Source organism: Pseudomonas sp. USHLN015, assembly GCF_037153275.1.
GTDB classification, from domain to species: Bacteria; Pseudomonadota; Gammaproteobacteria; order Pseudomonadales; family Pseudomonadaceae; genus Metapseudomonas; species Metapseudomonas tohonis.
This window is the reverse complement of record NZ_JBBCKP010000016.1, coordinates 65,581-86,895: the sequence shown is the minus strand read 5'-3', so window position 1 is coordinate 86,895 and position 21,315 is coordinate 65,581. Positions and strand designations below refer to the sequence as shown.

At 66.6% G+C, this 21,315-nt stretch carries 21 protein-coding genes; 4 read left to right on the top strand and 17 right to left on the bottom strand.

What is annotated here, in order from left to right:
* Positions 1-117 precede the first annotated feature (117 nt).
* From WFQ67_RS27490 to dapA, 11 genes are all read right to left on the bottom strand, one after another.
* Complete coding sequence (locus WFQ67_RS27490; RefSeq protein ID WP_337058754.1) at positions 118-1,074, bottom strand: FecR family protein; 957 nt, start codon at positions 1,072-1,074, stop codon at positions 118-120.
* A 14-nt stretch (positions 1,075-1,088) separates the two neighbouring features.
* A complete protein-coding gene (locus WFQ67_RS27485; protein ID WP_244862917.1) occupies positions 1,089-1,622 on the bottom strand; it encodes a sigma-70 family RNA polymerase sigma factor in 534 nt (177 codons plus the stop codon).
* Between the two features lie 187 nt (positions 1,623-1,809).
* Positions 1,810-2,904, bottom strand: coding sequence for an extracellular solute-binding protein (locus WFQ67_RS27480; RefSeq protein WP_213625581.1), 1,095 nt, complete (start codon positions 2,902-2,904; stop codon positions 1,810-1,812).
* A gap of 9 nt (positions 2,905-2,913) precedes the next feature.
* Complete coding sequence (gene aguA, locus WFQ67_RS27475) at positions 2,914-4,026, bottom strand: agmatine deiminase (RefSeq protein WP_173178019.1); 1,113 nt, start codon at positions 4,024-4,026, stop codon at positions 2,914-2,916.
* A gap of 95 nt (positions 4,027-4,121) precedes the next feature.
* Positions 4,122-5,009, bottom strand: coding sequence for a LysR substrate-binding domain-containing protein (locus WFQ67_RS27470; RefSeq protein ID WP_337058753.1), 888 nt, complete (start codon positions 5,007-5,009; stop codon positions 4,122-4,124).
* 97 nt (positions 5,010-5,106) lie between these two features.
* Complete coding sequence (locus WFQ67_RS27465) at positions 5,107-6,345, bottom strand: hypothetical protein (protein ID WP_337058751.1); 1,239 nt, start codon at positions 6,343-6,345, stop codon at positions 5,107-5,109.
* Between the two features lie 56 nt (positions 6,346-6,401).
* Positions 6,402-6,851 carry a YcgN family cysteine cluster protein gene (locus WFQ67_RS27460; RefSeq protein ID WP_111262080.1) on the bottom strand — a complete coding sequence of 150 codons (450 nt, stop codon included), beginning with the start codon at positions 6,849-6,851 and terminating at the stop codon, positions 6,402-6,404.
* Between the two features lie 381 nt (positions 6,852-7,232).
* Positions 7,233-8,165: a D-2-hydroxyacid dehydrogenase gene (locus WFQ67_RS27455; RefSeq protein WP_337058750.1), complete on the bottom strand. Its 933-nt coding sequence runs from the start codon at positions 8,163-8,165 to the stop codon at positions 7,233-7,235.
* Positions 8,165-8,458 (bottom strand): YcgL domain-containing protein, encoded by a 294-nt coding sequence (locus WFQ67_RS27450; RefSeq protein ID WP_173178016.1) that lies wholly within the window; start codon positions 8,456-8,458, stop codon positions 8,165-8,167. The genes WFQ67_RS27455 and WFQ67_RS27450 overlap by 1 nt, the downstream gene beginning before the upstream one ends.
* Positions 8,455-9,585, bottom strand: a complete 1,131-nt coding sequence (gene rnd / locus WFQ67_RS27445) for a ribonuclease D (RefSeq protein WP_213625584.1) — start codon at positions 9,583-9,585, stop codon at positions 8,455-8,457. Before rnd ends, WFQ67_RS27450 begins: the two co-directional genes overlap by 4 nt.
* A gap of 87 nt (positions 9,586-9,672) precedes the next feature.
* Positions 9,673-10,527, bottom strand: a complete 855-nt coding sequence (gene dapA / locus WFQ67_RS27440) for a 4-hydroxy-tetrahydrodipicolinate synthase (RefSeq protein ID WP_285961189.1) — start codon at positions 10,525-10,527, stop codon at positions 9,673-9,675.
* Between the two features lie 417 nt (positions 10,528-10,944).
* Between dapA and WFQ67_RS27435 the strand changes: the two genes are divergently transcribed.
* Positions 10,945-12,006 (top strand): SMP-30/gluconolactonase/LRE family protein, encoded by a 1,062-nt coding sequence (locus tag WFQ67_RS27435; RefSeq protein WP_337058748.1) that lies wholly within the window; start codon positions 10,945-10,947, stop codon positions 12,004-12,006.
* A gap of 85 nt (positions 12,007-12,091) precedes the next feature.
* On the opposite strand, the gene WFQ67_RS27430 is transcribed toward WFQ67_RS27435, so the two are convergent.
* Positions 12,092-12,883, bottom strand: coding sequence for a lysophospholipid acyltransferase family protein (locus tag WFQ67_RS27430; RefSeq protein ID WP_337058747.1), 792 nt, complete (start codon positions 12,881-12,883; stop codon positions 12,092-12,094).
* A 94-nt stretch (positions 12,884-12,977) separates the two neighbouring features.
* Here WFQ67_RS27430 and WFQ67_RS27425 point away from each other — a divergent pair, with 94 nt between their 5' ends.
* From WFQ67_RS27425 to WFQ67_RS27415, 3 genes are all read left to right on the top strand, one after another.
* Positions 12,978-13,832: a sulfurtransferase gene (locus WFQ67_RS27425; protein WP_337058746.1), complete on the top strand. Its 855-nt coding sequence runs from the start codon at positions 12,978-12,980 to the stop codon at positions 13,830-13,832.
* Positions 13,833-14,081: 249 nt separating this feature from the next.
* The gene (locus WFQ67_RS27420; protein WP_337058745.1) at positions 14,082-14,561 is read left to right on the top strand and encodes a hypothetical protein; all 480 of its coding nucleotides are present in this window, start codon (positions 14,082-14,084) and stop codon (positions 14,559-14,561) included.
* 192 nt (positions 14,562-14,753) lie between these two features.
* Positions 14,754-16,028 carry an OmpP1/FadL family transporter gene (locus tag WFQ67_RS27415; protein WP_173178008.1) on the top strand — a complete coding sequence of 425 codons (1,275 nt, stop codon included), beginning with the start codon at positions 14,754-14,756 and terminating at the stop codon, positions 16,026-16,028.
* A 76-nt stretch (positions 16,029-16,104) separates the two neighbouring features.
* On the opposite strand, the gene WFQ67_RS27410 is transcribed toward WFQ67_RS27415, so the two are convergent.
* The 5 genes from WFQ67_RS27410 to WFQ67_RS27390 form a co-directional block, all read right to left on the bottom strand.
* Positions 16,105-17,412, bottom strand: a complete 1,308-nt coding sequence (locus tag WFQ67_RS27410; protein WP_337058744.1) for a Wzz/FepE/Etk N-terminal domain-containing protein — start codon at positions 17,410-17,412, stop codon at positions 16,105-16,107.
* 301 nt (positions 17,413-17,713) lie between these two features.
* On the bottom strand, positions 17,714-18,766 hold the full coding sequence (locus WFQ67_RS27405) for a DUF2167 domain-containing protein (RefSeq protein WP_337058743.1): 1,053 nt from the start codon (positions 18,764-18,766) through the stop codon (positions 17,714-17,716).
* Positions 18,767-18,926: 160 nt separating this feature from the next.
* Entirely contained in the window at positions 18,927-19,478 is a 552-nt protein-coding gene (locus WFQ67_RS27400) for a glutathione peroxidase (protein ID WP_337058742.1), read from the bottom strand.
* A 177-nt stretch (positions 19,479-19,655) separates the two neighbouring features.
* Positions 19,656-20,855, bottom strand: coding sequence for an MFS transporter (locus WFQ67_RS27395; RefSeq protein WP_213625588.1), 1,200 nt, complete (start codon positions 20,853-20,855; stop codon positions 19,656-19,658).
* 43 nt (positions 20,856-20,898) lie between these two features.
* Positions 20,899-21,312, bottom strand: coding sequence for a MarR family winged helix-turn-helix transcriptional regulator (locus tag WFQ67_RS27390; RefSeq protein ID WP_337058741.1), 414 nt, complete (start codon positions 21,310-21,312; stop codon positions 20,899-20,901).
* Positions 21,313-21,315 lie beyond the last annotated feature (3 nt).

The following is a 21,315-nucleotide window of genomic DNA, read 5'->3' as shown; positions in this document are numbered from 1 at the left end:
CATGAGGCGGACATCAGGAAGACGCAGCGCTCGGCAAAACCCGCATATGCAAATGAAAAATATTTTCACTTGCATCGAAACGTCCACGCGATTGGACTCCGGAGGTGCTCCGGAGGGTCAGCGCGGGTGGATCAGGGCCGTTCCGTTGGCCAGGTATTCGACGCGCACCGGCAACAGTTGCGGCAACGCGGCGAGGAAGGCATCCGGCTTGCCGATGTTGAGGCTGCCGGAGACACGGCGCTCGGCGAGGCTGGCATCGGCCAGGCCCACGGGCGCGCTTCGGTAGTGGGACAACTCGTCCACCAGTTGGGCCAGCGGGCGATCACGGAAGATCAGTTGGCCACGCCGCCAGCTGGCGATCTCCTCGGGGCTGCGGTGGCCAAGCTCCAGGTGACGCGTGCGGTAATCGAAGTCGGCACTGTCACCGGCACCCAGTTCGGCACGTTGGCTGCCGCCGGCCTCCGGGCTCACCGCGACCTTGCCGCTCTCCACCGCCACGTCGAGGCGCTCGCCGCCCCGGCGGACGCTGAAGCGGGTGCCGAGCACGCGCACGCTGCCCTCCCCGGCCATCACCACGAATGGGCGCTGCTCGTCACGGGCGACGGCGAAGAAGGCCTCGCCCTGGAGCAGCTCCACTTCGCGGTGGTCGTCGTAGAGGCGCACGTGCAGGCGGGTGTCGACATTGAGGTCGATGCGCGAGCCGTCGGCCAGCTCCACCTGGTGCTGCTCGCCCCGGGCGCTGCTCAGTTGCAGGTCGACGTCGGGCGCGCGGGCGAACCAGTTCTGCGAGGTGGCCAGGGCGGCGCAGAGCAGCACGAACGAGGCCGCCATGGCGCGCGGCAACGTGCGGCGGCCGCGGGGCTCGAGCCGGACCACCGGGGTGGCGAGGACGGGGCGCGGCACGCGATCGAAGTCGGCCCAGATCAGTTGCATGTCGGCGAAGGCCCGGGCATGCGCCGGGCTGGCGGCGAGCCAGGCCTGCAGCTCGGCTTCCTGCTCCGCGCTGAACTGCCCGCTGCTGCGGCGGGCGTACCAGGTGGCGGCCTGTTCGTCGATCGAGGGTCGGGAATCCATCCGGGGGCTCGTGTTCATTGTCCGTCCGCCTGGACGTCGCCCTGCACGCGTTGCTTGCAGTGCAGCAGGGCACAGGCGATGTGCTTTTCCACCATGCTCAGGGAAATCCCCATGCGCGCGGCCACTTCCGCCTGGGACAGGCCGTCGAACTTGTGCAGGACGAAGGCCTCGCGCCGGCGCGGCGACAGATCATCCAGTGCCGAGGCCAGGAGGCGCAAGCGCTGGTGGTGCTCGACCTGTTCCATCGGGCTCGCTCCCTGTTCATCGACCAGGGTCTCCAGCGCCTGTTCAACTTCTCCGTCGAGCGCACCGCGCACCTGCTGGCGGCGCCAGTGGTCACGCAGCAGGTTGCGGGCGATCTGGAAAAGGAAGGCGCGAGGCTGGTGGACCTGTCCGCGCTCGCGCCAGTCCAGCCATTGGGTGAAGGCGTCCTGGGCCAGGTCGGCGGCGTCGGCGGGGCTGCCCAGGCGCTTGCCGAGGAACTTCAGCAGCTCGGCATGGAAGGCTCGGTAGGCGCCGGAGATGGAGCCCCGGAACTGCTCATCCACGGGGCTGCCTCCCGTCCGCTCGACTCGCTCGCTGCACGCATGCCCCCGACGACAGGTGGCCAGGCGACGCCGCCGGATGCGGCGTGCCAGGGACACCAAATGAGAATGCATATCATTAGATAGCAAGCAGCGCGAAGCGGTCAAGACGCCCGGCAGCGGGATCGCCGGGAACCGGGCGACCCGGGCCTCAGAGGCCGGACTTCAACTTGCTGAAGGCACGGGTCAGCGCGCGATTGAAGGCCTTGGTGTTGTCGTTCTTGGTGTAGAGCGTGGCGCGCACCGCCGCCGGCGGGTAGGTGCCCGGGTCGGCGAGGATGGCGGGGTCGACGCTGGGCGCCGCCGCCGGCACCGCGTTGGCGTAGTGGATGCTGTTGGTGATGGCGCCGATGGTCTCGGGAGTCATCAGGTGGTCCATCAGCGCCAGGGCGGCGTCCGGGTGCGGTGCGTCCCTGGGGATGACCATGGCGTCGAACCAGATCAGCGTGCCCTCCCGGGGGATGCGGTAGCGCAGCTTGAACGGCTTCTGCGCCTGCTCGGCCTGGGCGGCGGCGATGGCCACGTTGCCGTTCCAGGACATCGCCAGGCAGGTGTTGCCGTTGGCCAGGTCGTTGATGTTGCGGTCGTTGTCGAAGTAGCGGATCGACGGGCGGATCTTCGCCAGGTGCGCCTCGGCGAGCTTGAGGTCGTCGAGGCTCTGGCGGTTGATGTCCAGCCCCAGGTAGCGGAAGGCGGCGGCGAACACCTCGTTGGGGTCGTTGAGCAAGCTCACCCCGCAGTCGGCGAAGCGCGCGACCACCGCCGGGTCCATCAGCATCGCCCAGCTGTCGGTAGGGGCCTCGGCCATGCGCGCGCGGATCGCCTCCTCCTGGTAGCCGAAGCCGGTGGTGCCCCAGACGTAGAGCCCGGCGTAGCGGTTGCCGGGGTCGAAGCTGGCCATGTGCGCGGTGAACTCCGGGTCCAGGCCCTGGTAGTGCGGCAGCCTGGCCTTGTCCAGCGGCTGCAGCGCGCCGCTGGCGATGGCCCGTTGCAGGTGCTGGCCGGCGGTCAGCACCAGGTCGTAGCCGCTGCGGCCGGTGAGCAGCTTGGTCTCCACCGTTTCCAGGGAGTCGAAGTGGTCGGCCACCACCTTGATGCCGGTCCTCGCCTCGAAGCGGGAGAGCGTGTCCGGCGCCAGGTACTCGCTCCAGATATACAGGTTGACCCTGGGCGGCTCGCTCGCCGCCTGGGCCGTGCAGGTGCCCAGGGCCAGGCCCAGGGCGATCGCCAGTGTGCGCAGTTGCATCGAAGGCTCCTAGCCAGCCCGGCTGGCGGCGTATTGCGGCATGGTGATGCAGGCGACGTTGCCGCCCCCGAGGAGGATTTCGCGAGAGTTCTCGATGCCGACGATGCGGTGCCTGGGGAACAGCTCGGCGAGCACCGCGCCGGCCGCCTGGTCGTGGGCGTCGCCGAACAGCGGCAGGACGATCGCGGAGTTGCCCGCGTAGTAGTTGATGTAGGACGCGCAGATGCGCGTGCCCTCCTCGCGCAGGTGGGTGCCGTCCACCTGGTCCAGGCCCGCGGCCTCCTCCGCCGTCCAGGTGAGCACGCGGGGCTGCGGCAGCTTGTGCACCTCCAGCGCGCGGCCACGGGCGTCACGGGTGCTGCGCAGGATGTCGTAGGCCTCCTGGTAGATCTCCCACTGCGGGTCGTCGCGGTCGTCGGTCCACTGCATCACCACCACGCCGGGACGGACGAAGCAGGCCAGGTCGTCGATGTGGCCATCGGTCTCGTCGAACTTGCAGCCGCGCGGCAGCCAGATCACCTGCTCGGCGCCGAGGTAGTCGGACAGCCGCCGGGTCATCTCGTCCTTGCCCAGGTGGGCGTTGCGGTTGCGGTTGAGCAGACACTGCTCGGTGGTCAGCAGGGTTCGCTGGCCGTCGGTCTGGATGCCGCCCATCTCGGCGATGAAGGGCGCGCGGTAGCGGTCGAGCTTCTCGATCTCGAGGATCTTCTGGGCGATCTGGTCGTCCTTGTCCCAGGGGTAGTAGAGGCCGCCATCGAGGCCGCCGTAGGCGTTGAACTCGAAGTCCACGCCGCGCACCTCGCCGCTCTGGTCATTGACCAGGAAGGCCGGGCCGCTGTCGCGGAACCAGGTGTCGTTGCAGGTCATCTCCACCACCCGCACCTGGGGCGGCAGCATGCGCCGGGCGTTGGCGTACTGGGTGGCGGAGGCGCAGACGGTGACCGGCTCGCTGCTGGCGATGGCGCTGACGATCTCGACCCAGACCTTCTGCGCGGGCTTGGCGCCATTGCGCCAGACATCGGTGCGCTCGGGCCAGCCGAGCCAGCAGCCGGCCTTGGGCTCGAATTCGCCGGGCAGGCGGAAGCCGTCGGCCTTGGGGAGGGAAGTCAGGGAACGCGCCATGGGAAACCTCGGGATGGGGTGGGAAGTGCCCTGACGTTAAGCGCGGCGGTGCCCCGGCGACCAATGATGAATATCGCGGAACCCTTGAATTGGATTCAGCTATCGGCCAGCTGATCGCTGAACCATTCGACGAACTGGGCCACCGCCGGCTTGTCCAGGCGCAGCCGTTCGCAGACCAGCGCGTACTGCCCCAGCGACGCCACGCTGGCCGCGAAGGGGCGCACCAGGCGGCCGCTGGCCAGGTCCTCGGCGCTGGTGAGGTTGTCGCCCATCGCCACGCCCTGCCCTTGCGCGGCGGCCTCCAGGGTCAGCCCGGCGTGGCCGAGGTAGAGGTGCCGCAGGGGTTGCAGGTCGCCGGCGTGGACGCTGAGCCAGGCGCTCCAGGTCTTGCCGTCCTGGTCGTCATGCAGCAGACAGTGGCGGGCCAGGTCACGCGGGTGCTTGAGCGGAATCTGGTTGAACAGGCCGGGGCTGCACACCGGGAAGAACTGCAGGGCCGGCAGCGGCCGCACGAAGTAGGCACTGGCATCCCCCGGGCCGGTGCCGTAGGTGATGGCGAGGTCGATCTCCTCGCCCGGCAGCGCCGACTCCAGCGGCTGCTCGTAGAGATGCAGGGTGATGTGCGGGTGGCGCTCGCCGAAGTCCGCCAGCCGGCCCACCAGCCACTTCTGCGCCAGCTCGGCGGTGACGGCGATGCGCAGCTGGGCCTGGGAGCCGGGGTCGCGCAGTTCGTCGCAGGCATCGAGGATCAGCTCGAAGGCCTGTTGCAGGCTGTGCAGCAGGCGCAGTGCCTGGGGCGTCGGGCGCACCTGGCGGCCGGCACGGACGAACAGCTCGGTGCCGAGCTGCTCTTCCAATTGGCGGATCTGGTGGCTCACCGCGCTGTCGGTGACGCACAACTCGGCGGCGGCGCGGCCGAAATGGGCATGGCGGGCGGCTGATTCGAAGGTGCGCAGGGCGGTGAGGGACGGCAGGCGGCGCATGGGCGGGCTTCCGGGCAAAGCCGGCATCGTTGCGCAGGTGGGGCGATGGCGTCCAGCGTGACGTAGCCCGGGCTTCAGCCCGGGACTGCGCGGGGACTCAGGAAGCCTTGGGGGCCTTCAGCAGGGGCGTGTCGAGCACATCGGACTGGCCGCCGAGGACGTTCTCGGCGATCTCGACGAAATCGCGGGTGCTGACCTTGTCCAGGCGCATCAGGCCACGGGCGACGTCGTCGAGGGAGCGCTCGCCCTTGCTGGCCTTGCGGATCTCCTCGTCGAGGTCCTGCAGCAGCAGCACCGCGCGTGCCGTGACCGGGCCGGTGGACTGCTCGCCACGCAGGCTCTCGACCTTGCGGCTCCAGCGCTGCAGCTTGGCGCGGACCTTGTGGTAGCGGTCTTCGCTGAGGCCGCCGGCGCGGCGCATCAGTTCGATGGCATAGAACTCGGCGATGCCCTCGCTGATCCAGTCGCTCTGGTCGGTGTCCTTGATGCGGCTGAACACGTGCACCAGTTCGTGCACCAGGGAGCTGGTGCCGTTCTCGCTGACCAGGGGACGGTCGGCGTGCATGAAGAAGGAGTTGGGCGCGGAGAGGCCGCCGCGCCACATCGGGTCGCCGGCACCGACGATCAGCAGCTTGCCGGGGTCGCGCGGGAACACCGCCTGGGCGTGAGGCCAGACGAAGGTCAGCAGGGTGAGGATGTCCATGCGACGCATGCCCTCGCCCATCGGCGCGGCGACCGTGACGTCGGTGTTGCCGAGTTCCGCGCGGCGGCTGCCCAGCTTGCCGGCGATGATCCAGCCGGTGGGGCGATCGAACAGGCGCTCGGGGTTGTCGATGCGGAAGCGGTTCTTGCCCACGCGGGACCAGCCGGTCTCCACAGTGCTCCAGCCCTTGGGCAGCTCGAACTGGACGCGCGACACCAGTTCGGTGCCGTCCACCAGGTCGATGCGCGCAGGCGGCACCAGGTCGTCACCGCGCAGCAACGTCCAGTCCGGCGTCATCCGCGCATCGAACTTGCCGTCGCCACGGGGGTGGGTGATGCGCACCTTGTAGCTGAGGGTCGCCTTGCCTTCCGCCGGGGTCCAGGTGCCGCGCTCGGCGCTGGCCTGCTGCCATTGGCCGTCGCCCTTGAAGTCGCTGTAGTAGCCCTTGTCGCCCAGGTCGAACGCGAGGCTGCGGACCTTCTCGCCGTTTTCCAGCACCAGGCGCACCTCGGCCTGGTCGCTGTCCGGCAGGAAGCGCACCAGGTAGTCGACATCGGTGCGCTTGGCGGCGAGCAGGGGTGCGCAGAACAGCAGGGTGGCGGCGGACAGCAGCAGGGTGGCGCGGTTGGACATGTCGGGCTTCCTCGGAGCGATTTCCCTATGACTCGGCAAGCGGTCGTTCGATCCGTCTAGCCCGCACGAAAGATCATGTAGTCCTCCCAGTCGTCCTCGGCCACCTGGGTCTCGCTGACCATGCGCCCGGACTGGGAGATGCCGGCGTTGTGCACCGCCTCGGTGTCGCCACAGACCAGCGGGTGCCAGGGCGGCAGGTCCTTGCCCTCGGCCACCAGGCGATAGCCGCAGGTGGGCGGCAGCCAGCGGAACTCATCGGCCTGGGCCGGGGTGAGCTGGATGCAGTCGGGCACGAAGTCACGGCGCTTGGGGTAGTTGGTGCAGCGGCAGGTCTTCAGGTCGAGCAGCTTGCAGGCGATGCGCGTGTAGTACACGGCGCCGTCGTCCTCGTCCTCCAGCTTCTGCAGGCAGCACAGGCCGCAGCCGTCGCAGAGGGATTCCCACTCCTCCTGATCGAGCTGTGCGAGGGTCTTGCGCTTCCAGAAGGGTTCGACTTTGGCGGCCATGGTGCTCTGACTGGGTAACGGGGCGCGGTAGTCTAGTCGCGCCAACCGCGCCGGCCAAGCGCCGGCGACGACGGGACGACCGGCAGCGCCGTGTAAGGAAAATCATTCGCAGAACGGCTGTTCAGTGGGCTCTCACACCACCGGCGCACGTAAGAGAAATTATCCAGCCGCAGTGATGCCGGAGAGTGCGAATGGTGGACCGGTGAAGCGTGGTCCACCCTACGAAAGCCATCTGTGCCGGGATCGGTTCGGTGCCAAGCAAAAGCAGCCATCTGAAACCTGAGATGCCGTCGGGCATAGGGTGGATGGCGCTTTTTTCATCCACCAAGGGGTTGCCGGGAGCACGAAAGCCGGCACCGTGCAGGGCCCACCGAATCGGGCTCAATAGCCGCGCTGGAAGTCCACTTCACCGCGCAGCGGCTGGCCGCCCTGGAAGCGCGCGAGGTTGTCGAGGAACAGCTGCACCAGCAGCTCCGGCAGGGTGGGCGCGGAGCTGTGGCCGGTGAGCAGCAGGCGCGGCGCGGTCCAGAACGGGTGCGCGGGCGGCAGCGGTTCTTCGCGGCAGACGTCGATCACCGCTCCCGCCAGGTGCCCGGCCTGCAGGCTGGCGACCAGGTCGGCGTCCACCACCGCGACACCGCGCCCGGTGTTGATGAACAGCGCCTCGGGGCGCATGCGGGCGAACAGCGCGGCGTCGTAGACGTCGCGGGTGGCCGGCGTGTCCGGCAACAGGTTGATCAGGTAGTCGGCCCAGGCCGCCTGCTCCGCCAGGGCGTCCATCCCCAGCACCTCGGCGAAGGGCGCAAGCGCACGGGGTTCACGGGCGATGCCACGCAACTCCACACCGAACGGCGCGAGGAAGCGCGCGACGCTCTGGCCGATATCGCCGGCGCCGACGATCAGCACCCGGCGCCCGGCCAGGCTGCTGGGCATGCGCGCATCCCACCGCCGCTCCACCTGGCTGGCCAGGCGCGAGAGCAGCTGGCGCTCGTGGGCGAGGACGTAGGTCAGCACGTACTCGGCCATCACCTGGCCGAAGATGCCGACGGCGCGGGTGAGGCGGTAGCCACGCGCAAAGTCCTCCGCCAGCAACGGGGTGATGCCGGCCCAGCTGGATTGCAGCCACTGCGGCCGCAGGCCCGCCCGCAGCAACGGGACCACGCGATCCGGGCTGCCCAGCCAGACGGGACAATCGCCTGCGAGGCCGTGGAGTTCATCCGCATCGTCGCTGCCCACCGCCTCCAGCGAGGGGGCCAGGGCGCGCAGCAGTTCGGCATGGCGACGGTGTTTCTCGTCGGCGAGGAGGACCTTCATCAGATGGGGTCGTTCATGCGCAGCAGTTCTTCGGGCAGGTGCTCGATGTATTCCTCTTCAGCCGGCGGCATCTGCAGGTGGTAGCCCTGCTTCTCGAGGTTCTCCAGCACCTTGCCGATGTCCTCGCGGGCCAGCTGGCGCTCGGGGCTGAGCACCAGGTCGAAGGCGTGCTGCGGTGTGCCGAAGGCGGCCAGCAGGGCTTCGGGGACGCGGGTCAGGGCATCGCGCTTCTCGACGTAGAGGTACATCTCGTTCTTGCGCGGGCTCTTGTAGATGGAGCAGATGCGTTTCATGGGGCGTTGTCTCCGGCCAGCGCATCGAGCAGCGCCTGGCCCATCAGTTCACGGCGCCAGCCCTTGAAGCCCTCGGGCAGGCTGTAGGGGCCGTCGGGGTAGCCCGTCTTGAGCAGGGCCTCCAGGTGCTTCTTGCGCAGCATGAGCTCGGGTGCCATGCCCAGGCGCTCGGCTTCGGCCTGGCCGATCGCGCGCAGCTTCTTCAGCAGCGCGGTGGCTTCGGACGGCAGCGGCTCGGGCAGCGGCTCGGGCCACTCGGCGGGGGGCAACTCGGCCGCCTCGCGGATCATCTTCAGCAGGGTGTTGCCGTCCTGGCGCACGGTGCGCGGGTGCATGTCCTCGATGCGCGCCAGGGCGACGAGGTTGTCCGGCTGGAACTTGGCCAGCGGCCAGAGGGCGTGCTCGCGGATGATGCGGTTGCGCGGCTGGTCGCGGCGGCGTGCCTCGATGTCGCGCCAGGCGTAGAGCTCGCGCAGCACGGCGAGTTGCTGGCGGGATAGCTTCCAGCCCAGCTTGGCGTCGCGGTAGAGGTCGTCCGGGTCCACTTCACGGCGCAGGTTGGCCACCAGCTCGGCGCCGTCTTCCAGCACCCAGGCACGCTTGGTGGCGTCCAGGCGCTCGTCGATGATGCGGTAGATCTCGGCGAGGTGGATGGCGTCCTCGGCGGCGTAGCGCTCCTGCATCTCGGTGAGCGGGCGCTGCAGCCAGTCGGAGCGGGTCTCGTCCTTGGGCAGGTCGATGCCGAGCACCGCCTGCACCAGGCGCGAATAGCCCATGGAGTAGCCGATGCCCAGGTAGCCGGCGGCGAGCTGGGTGTCCAGCAGCGGCAACGGCAGGCTGCCGGTGAGGCGCAGGAAGACTTCGAGGTCCTCGCTGCAGGCGTGCAGCACCTTGGTCACCGCCGGGTCTTCGAGCAGCTCGGCGAAGGGGCGCCAGTCCTTGATCAGCAGGGGGTCGATGAGCCAGGCGCTGTCGCCGTCACCCACCTGCACCAGGCCGGCCTTCGGGTAGAAGGTGTCGACCCGCATGAACTCGGTGTCCAGGGCCACGAAGCTGAGGGTGCGCCAGCGGGCGCAATGGGAGGCCAGTTCGGCGTCGTCGCGAATCCAGTGAAAATCGATGGCCACAAGGCTCTCCTCGGTTCAGAGGCGCGAAGTATATATCGCAACCCCATTTCCGCCCCACCCGGTCGTGCCGTGCGGGGCGGCTGCGGCTCAGGCCAGTTCGCTGCGCAGGCGCTGCAGCAAGGCCGGCGAGCTGGGTTGCATGGGTGCGCGCAGCTCGTCGCGGATCAGCCCGCGCATGGCCAGCAGGCTCTTCACCGGCGCCGGGTTGGGCTCGGCGAAGGCCAGGCGGATCAGCGGCTGCAGCTCGCCGAAGATCGCCCGGGCGCCCTCGAGGTCGGAGGCCGCGACCCGCTCGGCCATGGCCACGAAGCGCTCGGGATGGATGTGCGCGGAAGCCGCGATGGCGCCGCTGCCGCCGTGGCAGAGCGTGGCGAAGATCTGCGCGTCCTCCCCAGCCAGCACGTCGAGCTGGCCGTCGGCGATCAGCGCCTGGGTCTTGTCGATCTCGCCGCCGCAATCCTTGATCGCCACGATGCGCGGGTGCCGGGCCAGCTGGCGCAGGGTCTCCAGCTCCAGGCGCACGCCGGTGCGGTAGGGGATGTCGTAGAGGATCACCGGCACCTCGGCACCGTCGGCGATGGCACCGAACCAGGCCAGCAGCCCGGACTGCGAGGGCCGTATGTAGTAGGGCGCGGGCACCAGCAGGCCGGCCACCGGGCGCTTCTGCACCTCGCGCTGCAGGGCCAGGAGGTCCGCCAGGTTGTTGCCGGCCAGGCCCATCACCAGGCGTTCGCCGGGGACGGTTTCGAGCAGGGCGTCGAGCACCGCGAGCTGCTCCGCCTTGCTCAGCGCCGCGGCTTCACCGGTGGTGCCGCACACCACCAGGCCGGCGACACCCGCCTCCAGCAGGTGCGCGGAGAGTCGGCGCAAGGCGGGGAAGTCGATGGCGCCATCGGCGAAGGGGGTTACCAGGGCGACCCAGATTCCAGAAAACACAGGCATTGCAAAGCTCCTTCAGGCTGACCGTCAGAGTCACCGTCGGAGGGGATGCGGGGAGTGTTCGTGCGGATGAGGTTTCGACCTTCGCGCCCACTGTCCTGTCAGCCCATCTGACGGGACAGCGCGCCCCGGTCAAATGAGCGACTGTTTCTTCGATTTACCCGCGACAACGCCAAACGCCAGCGCCGGCAGGGCCGGAACGGAAGCGAGGGAGGCGAAGGTGGCGGGCATGCTGTAGCTCGGTGCAGGAATGCGAGAAATGGATACTGCGAAAATCCCTACAAGGCTGTCAACTGCGACAATGCCGCATGCCCGCCATTCAGCCGGAGGGGGGTTCTGGCATTGCCGGGCCATGGCTGCTAAAAAGCCCTTCCAACAATAACCAGGCCCATGACGGGCCCTCCTCCAGGGAAATCGGACATGAAGAAACTCCTGGGCCTGCTGGTCCTGCTCATCGCCGCTGCGGGCATCTACCTCGGCATCACCAAGAGCCCCATCGATCCCGTCGCCTGGGACGCCCCCAAGGCGCCGCCCATGACCGGCGTGATGGAGCCCAACGACACCCTGATGAAGGCCGAGCTGCTGGCCAAGGGGCAGATCCACGGCCCCGAGGACACCGCCGTGGACGCCCAGGGCCGCGTCTATGCCGGCCTGCACGATGGCCGCGTGGTGCGCATCGACGCCGACGGCAAGGTCGAGACCTTCGCCACCACCGGTGGTCGCCCGCTGGGCATGGACTTCGACGCCCAGGGCAACCTGATCGTCGGCGACGCCTACAAGGGCCTGCTGAGCATCGACCCCAAGGGCCAGATCAAGGTGCTCGCCACCGAGGCCGAAGGCGGCCCCTTCCGCTTCACCGACGACCTGGACATCGCCAGCGACGGGCACATCTACTTCACCGACGCCTCCGCCAAGTTCGAGCAACCCGACTACCTGCTGGACCTGCTCGAAGCCCGCCCCCACGGCCGGCTGATGCGCTACGACCCGGCCACCGGCAAGGTCGAGGTGCTGCTCAAGGACCTGTACTTCGGCAACGGCGTGGCGCTCTCGGCCAAGGAAGACTTCGTGCTGGTCAACGAGACCTACCGCTACCGCATCACCCGCTACTGGCTGAGCGGCGAGAAGGCCGGCACCCACGATGTGTTCATCGACAACCTGCCGGGCCTGCCGGACAACCTCCAGGGTGACCGCAAGGGCACCTTCTGGGTCGCCCTGCCCTCCCCGCGCAAGGCCGACGCCGACTTCCTCCACACCCAGCCCTGGCTCAAGGCGCAGATCGCCAAGCTGCCCCGCGCGCTGTGGCCCAAGGCGGAGAAGTACGGCCTGGTGATCGCCCTCGACGAGAACGGCCAGATCATCCGCAGCCTGCACGACACCAGCGGCACCCACCTGCGCATGATCACCTCGGTGAAACCGGTAGGCGACTACCTGTACTTCGGCAGCCTCGACAACGACCGGATCGGCAAGCTGAAGATCCACTGAGGGCCGGGCGACTGGCCCATTCCCGGAGACGAGAAGCCCGCCAATTGGCGGGCTTCTTCATTTCCAGGAGCGCGATACCAGCTGCTCAAGCCGGCGCAGTCTCGTGCACGCCCGGAACCACTCGGGCCGGCTGCGGGTGCAACAGCGCCTGCATCTGCCCGTGGGTCCGCGCCATCAGCTCGTCCAGGTGCTCGAGGTCGAACTGCGCGGCATCGATGGGTGCCCCCACGTGCAGCGACACCGGCAGGCCGAGGTTGAAGCGCCAGGTGCGCGCCGGCAGCACCTGGTGGATACCACGGATGGCCACCGGCACGATCACCGCGTCGGTGTCCAGCGCCAGGTGGAAGCAGCCCTTCTTGAAGCGCTGCAACTGGCCATCCTTCGAGCGCGTGCCTTCCGGCGCCGCCCACAGCACGATGCCGCTCTCCATCATCTGCCGCGCCCGCTGCAGGTCGGCCAGGGCCCGGTGGCGGTTGTGCCGGTCGACGAAGGGGAACTCCGCCGCCTTCATCGCTGCCCCGAGGAACGGCAGGCGCGACAGTTCCTGCTTCGCCAGCATGCGGATCGAGCCCGGCAGGGCCACGAAGCTGGCGGGGATGTCGTAATGGCTGGAATGGTTGCAGAGGATCAGGTAGCGACGGCCGTCGTTGAAATCAGGCAGCTGCCCATGCACCGACAGGCGCACCCGCACCAGGCGCAGCAGGCCGCGGGACCAGGCGCGGGTGTAGGCGTCCACGCGCGCGCGGTCGAGACGCCCGCAGGCGGCACGCCCCAGTACCAGCAGGCAATAGAACAGTGTCAGCAGCAACGACCCGAGCACCACGCCGATGCGGCGGGCGAGGTTGGCGCTCTCGGCGAAGGATTGCAGGCTTGGCATGGACGGCTCTCCCCATCACTCATCGATCCGCGCGACGCGACGCGCGGCTGTCCTTATGATGCCCACTGTCATCGATTGGACACAGGAGACCGCCATGCCCCTCGCGCAACTGATCAGCCCCCGGCAACTGGAAGCCCGCCTGGGAGAACCGGGCCTGATCGTGCTGGATTGCCGCTTCGCCCTCGACGATCCCGCCTACGGGCAGCGCAGCTACGCCGAAGGGCATATCACCGGCGCGCGCTTCGCCGACCTGGAGCACGACCTCTCCGGCGTGGTGCAAAAGGGCGTCACCGGGCGCCACCCGCTGCCTGCCCCGGAACGCCTGGTGGAGCGCCTGCGCGGCTGGGGCGTCGACAATGACAGCACCCTGGTGCTCCACGACGACGGCCCCGGTGCCTTCGCCGCGCGCGCCTGGTGGCTGCTGGCCTGGCTGGGCAAGCGTGAAGGCGTGTACCTGCTGGACGGCGGGCTCAAGGCCTGGCGCGACGAAGGCCTGCCGCTGGAGGTCGCCGTGCCCCAAGTGCCCCGTGGCCGCTTCAGCGGCGAAGCCGACCCCAGCCTGCTGCGCAGCGCCGACGAACTGCAGGGTCGCCTGGGCGCGGACGACCTGACACTGCTCGATGCCCGCGCCCTGCCCCGCTTCAGGGGCGAGGTGGAGCCCATCGACCCGGTGGCCGGCCATATCCCCGGCGCCCAGTGCGCGGTGTTCACCGACAACCTCGGCGCCGACGGCCGCTTCCTCCCCGCCGAGGCCCTGCGCCAGCGCTTCGCCGCCTTCCTCGGCCAGCGGCCAGTGGAGGGCCTGGTCGCCTATTGCGGCTCCGGCGTCACCGCCTGCCACAACCTGTTCGCCCTCAGCCTCGCCGGCTACCCGCTGGCGCCGCTCTACGCCGGCTCCTGGAGCGAATGGATCACCGACCCGGCACGCCCGCAGGCCAAGGGCGACTGAGCCACCCAGGCCGTGCCGGCCCGTCATCCGCGATGCTGGGCCGGTTGCGAGCGATCATTTTTTAATCACCCTCGGATATATGCGCCAGCCAACGCTGGCTCAAACAGTTTAAAAACAGGCCTTTACAACGTTTTCATCGCACTACACTTCAAAACGAGCGGCTAACCCCGCTTCCGGCGGGGCCCTTTCCGAGAACGAGAAGCTGCCAGACGCCCCCGGTCCCGCCGGCACCTTTCTCGCGAGGGCACCATGGGAATAGCCGCCAGCGACCTCTGTGAACACGTCATCCGCCCCACCCTGCTCTACCTGCAGCGCCCCTCGCCCATGGCCGAATCCCTGCTGCTGGGTGCCGCGGCCTGCCAGTCGGCACTCGGCAGCGCCCTGGGCGACCAGGCGGGCTACGGCCTCTATCACATCAGCGAGGAACACCACCGCTGCCTCTGGGACCTGCACCTGGCGCGGGACCCGGAACTCGCCAGCCTGGTGCGCGGCCTGGCCAGCCAGCACGCCTTCCTCGCCGCGCCGCACCTGGAGCTGACGGTAAACCTGCGCTACGCCACCGCCATCGCCTGGCTGCTGATCGAGACCGAGGTGCTGGTGATGCCCGCCGCCGACGACTGGATCGGCATGGCCTCCATCTGGCGCCAGGTGTTCAACCCGCAGGGCACGCCTCGCCAATACCTGGATGCCTGGCAGCGCTGGGTGGGCCCTTCGGCAAGGGTGGCGTAGGCCCGACCCGCTCATTGACCGACCAGTCAGGAACGAGCGTCCCAGGCAATATGCACGATCAGCGAAATTGCAGGCATTTTGATGCCATAAAGCCCGATAAAACGCTCTATTACGGGAACTCCCGGAAACTGGCAGGGGTCTGGAAATCCTGATAGTTTCCGCCACCTGTCTGAAAGTCCCCAGGAGTCACCCGTGATCAAAAGAGTCTTCAAGACCAGCCTCGCAATTGCCATCAGCGCTGCATCCAGCTACAGCCTCGCCGGTGGCTTCGCCATCAACGAACAGAGCGTCAGCGGCATGGGCACCGCCTTTGCAGGTCGCTCCTCGTCCGCCGACGACGCCACCACCGTCTTCGGCAACCCGGCCGGCATGTCGCGCCTCAAGCGCGAGCAGGTCAGTGGTGGCATCGCCCTGCTGGACGCCAAGACCGATATCGACGACCACAGTGGCACCTTCGGCGGCAGCAACGACGGCGACATGGTCCCCTTCATGGGCGTGCCCATGGGCTACTACGTCAAGCCGATCGACGACAAATGGACCTTCGGCCTCGGCATGTACGTGCCCTTCGGCCTGATCACCGACTACGAGTCCGGCTTCCAGGGCCGCTACTACGGCGACCGCAGCGAAGTCCGCGTGATCACCCTGCAGCCGACCATCAGCTACAAGATCACCGACCAGCTCTCCGTCGGCTTCGGCCCGACTATCAACCGCATCGACGGCGAGCTGACCTCCGCCACTCTCAACGCGGGCACCCCCGGCCGCAACGACGGCAAGGTCAAGGTCAAGGGCGACGACACCGCACTGGGCTACAACGTCGGCGTGCTGTTCGAGGCCACCCCCAGCACCCGCTTCGGCCTGACCTACCACTCGATGGTCGACTACAAGCTCAAAGGCGATACCCAGATTTCCGGCACCGGCTTCGGCCCCTTCTCCGGCAACGAGTACGACGCCTCCCTGAAGCTGAAGACCCCCGAATCCGTCGACTTCTCGGTCACCCATGACCTGAACGCCGACTGGACCCTCTATGCCGGCAGCACCTGGACCCGCTGGAGCCGCCTGAAGGACATCACCGTCAACAACAAGGGGGTTCCGGCGCTCCTCGGGGGCTCGGCGGGCCCCATCGGCACCATCACCGAGGAACAGGACTGGCGTGACGTGTGGTCCTACGCCGTGGGCGCCTCCTACAAGCTGAACCCGCAGTGGACCCTGCGCGCCGGCCTGGCCTACGACCAGACCCCGACCCGCAACGAGCACCGCTCGCCGCGCATCCCCACCGACGACCGCAAGATCCTCAGCCTGGGCGCCGCCTGGAGCCCGAGCGACGACTGGACCGTCGACGTCGCCTACTCCTACCTGAAGGAAGACGATGCCGAAGTGAACCAGACCAGCGCCACCAAGGGCCGCTACACCTCCACCTACAAGAACAGCGCCCACGGCCTGGGCGCGCAGGTGACCTACCGCTTCTGATAGAAGCTTGACCGAACAAAAAGGGCCGATCAGTCAACTGATCGGCCCTCTTCTGCCTCACAAAAAAATCGTTAGCCTAAATGGGCACCTCTTGGCGGGCAGGCTCCACGGCGTGTCGGATCAAGACCCGAATAGTGGCGATGAATCCTCCCATTATGAGACCCAGGCCTAGACCACATAGAATAATCAAGAACTTCTGGGGCTTCACTGGCTCTTCGGGGGTCGAAGCAACTTGGTCTACATGGACCAAACGCAGCTTAGCGAAATCGAGATGTGCAAACTCTATTTTCAAGGACTCCAACTTCGCACGCTCACCGCTGAGCTTCACAATATCCTTGTAGAAAATATCTTCATCTTTACGCGCCCTAAGCCTTTCAACCTGCCGATTATTTTCCAGGCGGCTCAGTTTTGTTTGAATTTTCGCAACTTTCGGCTCGATAAAGTCATCAGACGTACGGGATAGAAGGATTGCGCGCTCGGCCGACAGTGCCTCAACCCCCATGAAATATAATGGATTCTGCTGACTATTGACTTCGGCCCGGACGAAATTACCCTGCCCTGCAGCACTACTTTCCACCATTACTGAAGGTGTTGTGGGCTTGAGAATGCCCAATTTATCCGCAATCAAAATTGCTTCATCCAGCTGCTTGATACGACTCTGCCTACCGATCAGCAATTGCTGCCGTAACGCTTTGAGTTCGTCCTGCAACAGAGCCTTATCCAGTTGGTCGTTTTCTAATAACTCGGCAATACGAGAAGCCTTATCAGCATCATAACGTGCCTTCTCAGCATTGAACCGTGCCTGCAACATGGAAAGTCGATTGTTCAGGAGTACATCCATGTCTTCCTGCAATTTCTTCCGCTCATGATCGATTGCCGCCATAACTAGCCCATTCGTAATGGCGACACCATCCACTCCCTCCGGATAGATGAAACTGATCCCTTGATATGAGCGAGGCTCTCCTACTGTTTTGACGTCCGAGACAATCATTGAGAAAGCTTCACGATTGAGACGATCCAGTAACTGGTTTAAAGGTTCGTTCTCCTTGCGCATACCCTTTACAAGCTCCGGATGAGAGCTCAGATACTCCAAACGCAAGCTGTACGAACCTAATGTATCCATTACCCGCCCCAATGAAACCTCAGGGGTGATGGAATAGAAACCTGACTCATTGAGCTGATCCAGATCCTTGAGAGACGCCTGCCTGAGTAAGCTCTGAACCTTATATTGAGGAGTCGCCAAAAACGCATAGACTGCTGCCAACGTCAACGCCACTAAAGTAATAGAAAAAATAATTCGGCGCTGATTCCAGACACCTCTCAATAGAACGAAGAATTCTATATCGCCAGAGGTTTTATATGGCTGTATTAGTGGAGCATTCATATCTTTTCTTCCATGACAGCTATACGAACTCAGGTAGGACACTTTAAATCAAGGACTCACATATCAGCGCCAAGCAACGATATCCTCAACCCCACTTCGGGGAGACTAACCAGGCACGGGTGGAAGCCGAAGGAAAATTAGGAGTCGCAAAGTAGCACAATTAGGTACACAAACTGTAGCTTGCGCAAGAGAAATCAGCACTTCGCTACACGCACAGAGGCAACAGTCACAGATGGCTATTGGCTTCCATTCAATACAAAAAAGCCCGGACAAGTCCGGGCTTTTTCATACCGCCTGACGGTCACCCCTTGGGCTTGTCGTCCTTGTTCATGTCCATCACCGTCGCCGCCGGCTCGCTCACCACCACGGGCTGCGGCTCGGGGGTCGGCTGGGGCTGGGCCTCGGCGGGCGCTTCCTTCTTCTTGCCGCGGATGCGGTTGATGATCCAGGCGCCGATGGCCAGGGGCACGAAGAAGAACTTCTTCAGCAGCACCAGCAGCATGGCGAACAGGCCGGCCTTGGCGGCGACCTTGCCGGCGATCAGTGCACCCAGGCCATAGGCCGCGACCTTGTCCAGCTCGGGGTTGAAGTCGGCGTAGCGGTTGCCCGGGTTGAACTCGGTCATGGCCAGCACCGCCGGCAGGTTCTGCTCGATGGTCGGCAGCTGGTCCATGTTGGCGATGAAGTTCAGCACCAGCACGCCCTTACGGCCCAGCACGCGGATGTTGTAGTTCAGGGTGTGGGTCTCGGCGTCGCCGAACTTCAGCTCCTTGGCCCAGTGCAGCTTGCGGCCGTCGGCGTCATAGCGCGGCTGGGCGGCCCAGCCGATCAGCTCGACGGGCTCGTAGCCGTTCTCGGCGCGCCACTTGTTATCGGCCTTCGCCTCTTCCTTCATGTCGTCGAGCATTTCGGCGTAGTCGATGTCGGCGGCGTCTTCGTCGGAGACATAGCCGTTCTCCTCGTACTCCACCGTCACTGCCCAGGACTCATCGGCCAGCGGCGAGATGCCCTTGGGCAGGATCATGCCCAGCGGCAGGACCTCGTCCGGCGGGTTGCCCCAGGCGTCGGTCAGCACGCGCTCGGCGTCCTCGCCGGCGAGGAAGACGAACTGCTCGGGAATATCGAGGGTGGCGAGGTTGTCGCCGATCACCACCTTGCCCTGCTGGAAGTTAAGGCTGGCGAGGAACTCCTCTTCGGACATCGACTCGCCGTTTTCCTCGATGGTGGCCTCGCCGTCCTCTTCCACCTGGGTGGCGGCAGCGGTGTCTTCGACGGGGGCTTCGGGTTTCGCGGCGAATGCGCAAGGAATGGCAGCGGCGATGAGGCCGGCCAGGATCAGTTCCTTGATCGACATGGGTAACTCCATGGTTGGGCAAAAGTAAGGCGCGGGAAGGTACCACGAGCCAGGCCGGGAAACCGGAACCAGCCGAAATATTCGGAAATATTTATCCGGCGCCATGGAACTTTCGCGCTCCCCGGGTGCCGCGAACAGCCTCACCGGAGCAGGCAGTCCCTCACAGCGGCTTGCTGGCCAGGGCCTGCTCCACCGCTTTCACCAGGTCCTCGTCGTCCGGCTTGGTGAGGCTGGAGAAATGGGCGATCACCTTGCCCTGGCGATCCACCACGTACTTGTAGAAGTTCCAGCGCGGGCTCTGCCCGGACTGCGCGATCAGGTCGCGGTACAGCGGCGTCGCCTCGTCCCCGGTGACGTGTTGCGGCTGGGTCATGGCGAAGGTCACGCCGTAGTTCACGTAGCAGACCTTGGCCGTCTCGGCGTTGTCATCGGCCTCCTGCTTGAAGTCGTCGGAAGGCACGCCGAGCACTTCCAGGCCATCGTCCTTGTAGCGCTGGTAGAGCGCCTCCAGGCCCTTGAACTGAGGGGTGAAACCGCAGTGGCTGGCGGTGTTGACCACCACCAGCGGTTTGCCGGCGAAGCGCTGGCAGAGGTCGATGTTCTCCTTCGAGCGCAGCTGTTGCATCGAATGCTGGAGCAACGGCGGGCACTCGGCGGCCAGAACGGGAGCGGCGACCAGCGCCAGGAAAGGCAATAGAGGGAGGGATTTCATCGAGCGCTCCGCGAGGCAGGGGCAATGGCGAAAGGCTACGCCCGCAGGGCCTTCGCGGCAATCAGCAGAGGCTCATGTTCAGTTGCAGCAGCGCCAGGCCGCCGCGCTGCCAGCCCCACCAGGCCAGCGCCAGCAACAGCGCCGCCCCGGCACCGAAGGCCAACCCAAGGCGCAGGCTCATGCCAGCGCCTGCAGCCGCGCCACCGGCTGCTCGCGCACCGGCCAGTTCAGGGCCGCCGCCACCAGGCTGAGGAGGATGGAAATCTGCCAGACCATTTCGTAGCTGCCCGTGTGGTCATAGAGGTAGCCGCCCAGCCAGCCGCCGAGGAAGGCGCCGAGCTGGTGGAAGAGGAAGACGATACCACCGAGCATCGACAGGTTGCGCACGCCGAACAGGGTGGCCACGGTGCCGTTGGTCAGCGGGACCGTGGAGAGCCACAGCAGCCCCATGGCGACGCCGAAGGCGTAGGCGCTCCAGATGCTCAACGGCGAGTAGACGAAGGCGACTATCACCACCGCCCGCAACAGGTAGAGCGCGGTGAGCAGGCGCGGCTTGGACAGGCGCCCACCGAGCCAGCCGGCGATGTAGGTGCCGAACACATTGAACAGCCCCACCAGCGCCAGCACCGTGGTGCCCACCTGGGCCGGCAGGTGCTGGTCCACCAGGTAGGCCGGCAGGTGCACGCCGATGAAAACCACCTGGAAGCCGCAGACGAAGAAACCCAGCGCCAGCAGCCAGAACCCGGAGTGGCCGGACGCCTCGCGCAGCGCCTCGCCCAGGGTCTGCTCATGGGCGGCCACCGGCAGCGGATTGTCCTTGAGCATTCCCGCCAGCGGCACGATCAGCGCCACCAGCAACCCCAGCGCCAGCAGCGCCGAGGACCAGCCCAGCCAGCCGATCAGCCCGAGGGTGCCCGGCAGCATGGCGAACTGACCGAAGGAGCCGGCCGCCGCGGCGATGCCCATGGCCATGCTGCGCTTCTGGGCCGGCACCGCGCGGCCGACCACGCCGAGGATGACCGAGAAGGAGGTGCCCGACAGGCCGATGCCGATCAGCAGCCCCGCGCTCAGCGACAGCCCCAGCGGCGAGTGGGAGTAGCCCATCAGCACCAGTCCCACGGCGTAGAGCACACCGCCGATGATCACCGTCTTCATCGCCCCGAAGCGGTCGGCGATGGCGCCGGTCACCGGCTGTGCCAGGCCCCAGATCAGGTTCTGCAGGGCGATGGCGAAGGCGAACACCTCGCGCCCCCAGCCGAACTCGGCACTCATCGGGGCCAGGAACAGGCCGAAGCCGTGGCGGATGCCCAGGGACAGGGCGAGGATCAGCGACGCCCCCAGGAGAATCCAGCCACTCGTGCGCCATACGGAAGTCATAGAATGTCCTCTGCGGGTATATACCCGCGTTATCGCGAAAAAATCAGTCCAGGGATTCCAGTTCGCCCAGCAGCGCCATCAGCGCGTCGCGTCGCTCATCGCCCAGACGCTCGGTCATCCGCGCCTGCACGCCTTCCCAGGCCTGCAACGCCGCCGCGACGCAGGCCGTGCCATCGGTGGTCAGGGCCACCAGGCGGTTGCGCTGGTCCTCGCCCTCGTCCATGCGCACCAGGCCCTTGCCCTCCAGCACCCGCAGGTTGCGCCCGAGGGTGCTGCGATCCAGCCCCAGCGCCTCGGCCAGCTCGGTGATGCTCGGCTGGTCGAGGCGCTGCAGGTTGTTCAGCAGCGAATACTGGGCGACGTTGATCCCGACTCTCTCCAGGGCGTCGTCGTAGATGCGGGTCAGGTTGCGGCTGGCGCGACGCAGTCGCGTGCACAGGCATCGGGTCGTGATCATGGA

What these genes read in the sequence shown, in the direction of transcription:
- WFQ67_RS27480 (WP_213625581.1), bottom strand. Translation starts at nt 2,904, where the DNA reads ATGCAACTGCGCACACTGGCGATCGCCCTGGGCCTGGCCCTGGGCACC.
- WFQ67_RS27490 (WP_337058754.1), bottom strand. Translation starts at nt 1,074, where the DNA reads ATGGATTCCCGACCCTCGATCGACGAACAGGCCGCCACCTGGTACGCC.
- WFQ67_RS27430 (WP_337058747.1), bottom strand. Translation starts at nt 12,883, where the DNA reads ATGCCAAGCCTGCAATCCTTCGCCGAGAGCGCCAACCTCGCCCGCCGC.
- WFQ67_RS27400 (WP_337058742.1), bottom strand. Translation starts at nt 19,478, where the DNA reads ATGAAATCCCTCCCTCTATTGCCTTTCCTGGCGCTGGTCGCCGCTCCC.
- WFQ67_RS27405 (WP_337058743.1), bottom strand. Translation starts at nt 18,766, where the DNA reads ATGTCGATCAAGGAACTGATCCTGGCCGGCCTCATCGCCGCTGCCATT.
- WFQ67_RS27470 (WP_337058753.1), bottom strand. Translation starts at nt 5,009, where the DNA reads ATGCGCCGCCTGCCGTCCCTCACCGCCCTGCGCACCTTCGAATCAGCC.
- WFQ67_RS27450 (WP_173178016.1), bottom strand. Translation starts at nt 8,458, where the DNA reads ATGAAACGCATCTGCTCCATCTACAAGAGCCCGCGCAAGAACGAGATG.
- WFQ67_RS27390 (WP_337058741.1), bottom strand. Translation starts at nt 21,312, where the DNA reads ATGATCACGACCCGATGCCTGTGCACGCGACTGCGTCGCGCCAGCCGC.
- WFQ67_RS27410 (WP_337058744.1), bottom strand. Translation starts at nt 17,412, where the DNA reads ATGAATGCTCCACTAATACAGCCATATAAAACCTCTGGCGATATAGAA.
- dapA (WP_285961189.1), bottom strand. Translation starts at nt 10,527, where the DNA reads ATGCCTGTGTTTTCTGGAATCTGGGTCGCCCTGGTAACCCCCTTCGCC.
- WFQ67_RS27465 (WP_337058751.1), bottom strand. Translation starts at nt 6,345, where the DNA reads ATGTCCAACCGCGCCACCCTGCTGCTGTCCGCCGCCACCCTGCTGTTC.
- WFQ67_RS27395 (WP_213625588.1), bottom strand. Translation starts at nt 20,855, where the DNA reads ATGACTTCCGTATGGCGCACGAGTGGCTGGATTCTCCTGGGGGCGTCG.
- WFQ67_RS27420 (WP_337058745.1), top strand. Translation starts at nt 14,082, where the DNA reads ATGGGAATAGCCGCCAGCGACCTCTGTGAACACGTCATCCGCCCCACC.
- aguA (WP_173178019.1), bottom strand. Translation starts at nt 4,026, where the DNA reads ATGGCGCGTTCCCTGACTTCCCTCCCCAAGGCCGACGGCTTCCGCCTG.
- WFQ67_RS27455 (WP_337058750.1), bottom strand. Translation starts at nt 8,165, where the DNA reads ATGAAGGTCCTCCTCGCCGACGAGAAACACCGTCGCCATGCCGAACTG.
- WFQ67_RS27435 (WP_337058748.1), top strand. Translation starts at nt 10,945, where the DNA reads ATGAAGAAACTCCTGGGCCTGCTGGTCCTGCTCATCGCCGCTGCGGGC.
- WFQ67_RS27460 (WP_111262080.1), bottom strand. Translation starts at nt 6,851, where the DNA reads ATGGCCGCCAAAGTCGAACCCTTCTGGAAGCGCAAGACCCTCGCACAG.
- WFQ67_RS27425 (WP_337058746.1), top strand. Translation starts at nt 12,978, where the DNA reads ATGCCCCTCGCGCAACTGATCAGCCCCCGGCAACTGGAAGCCCGCCTG.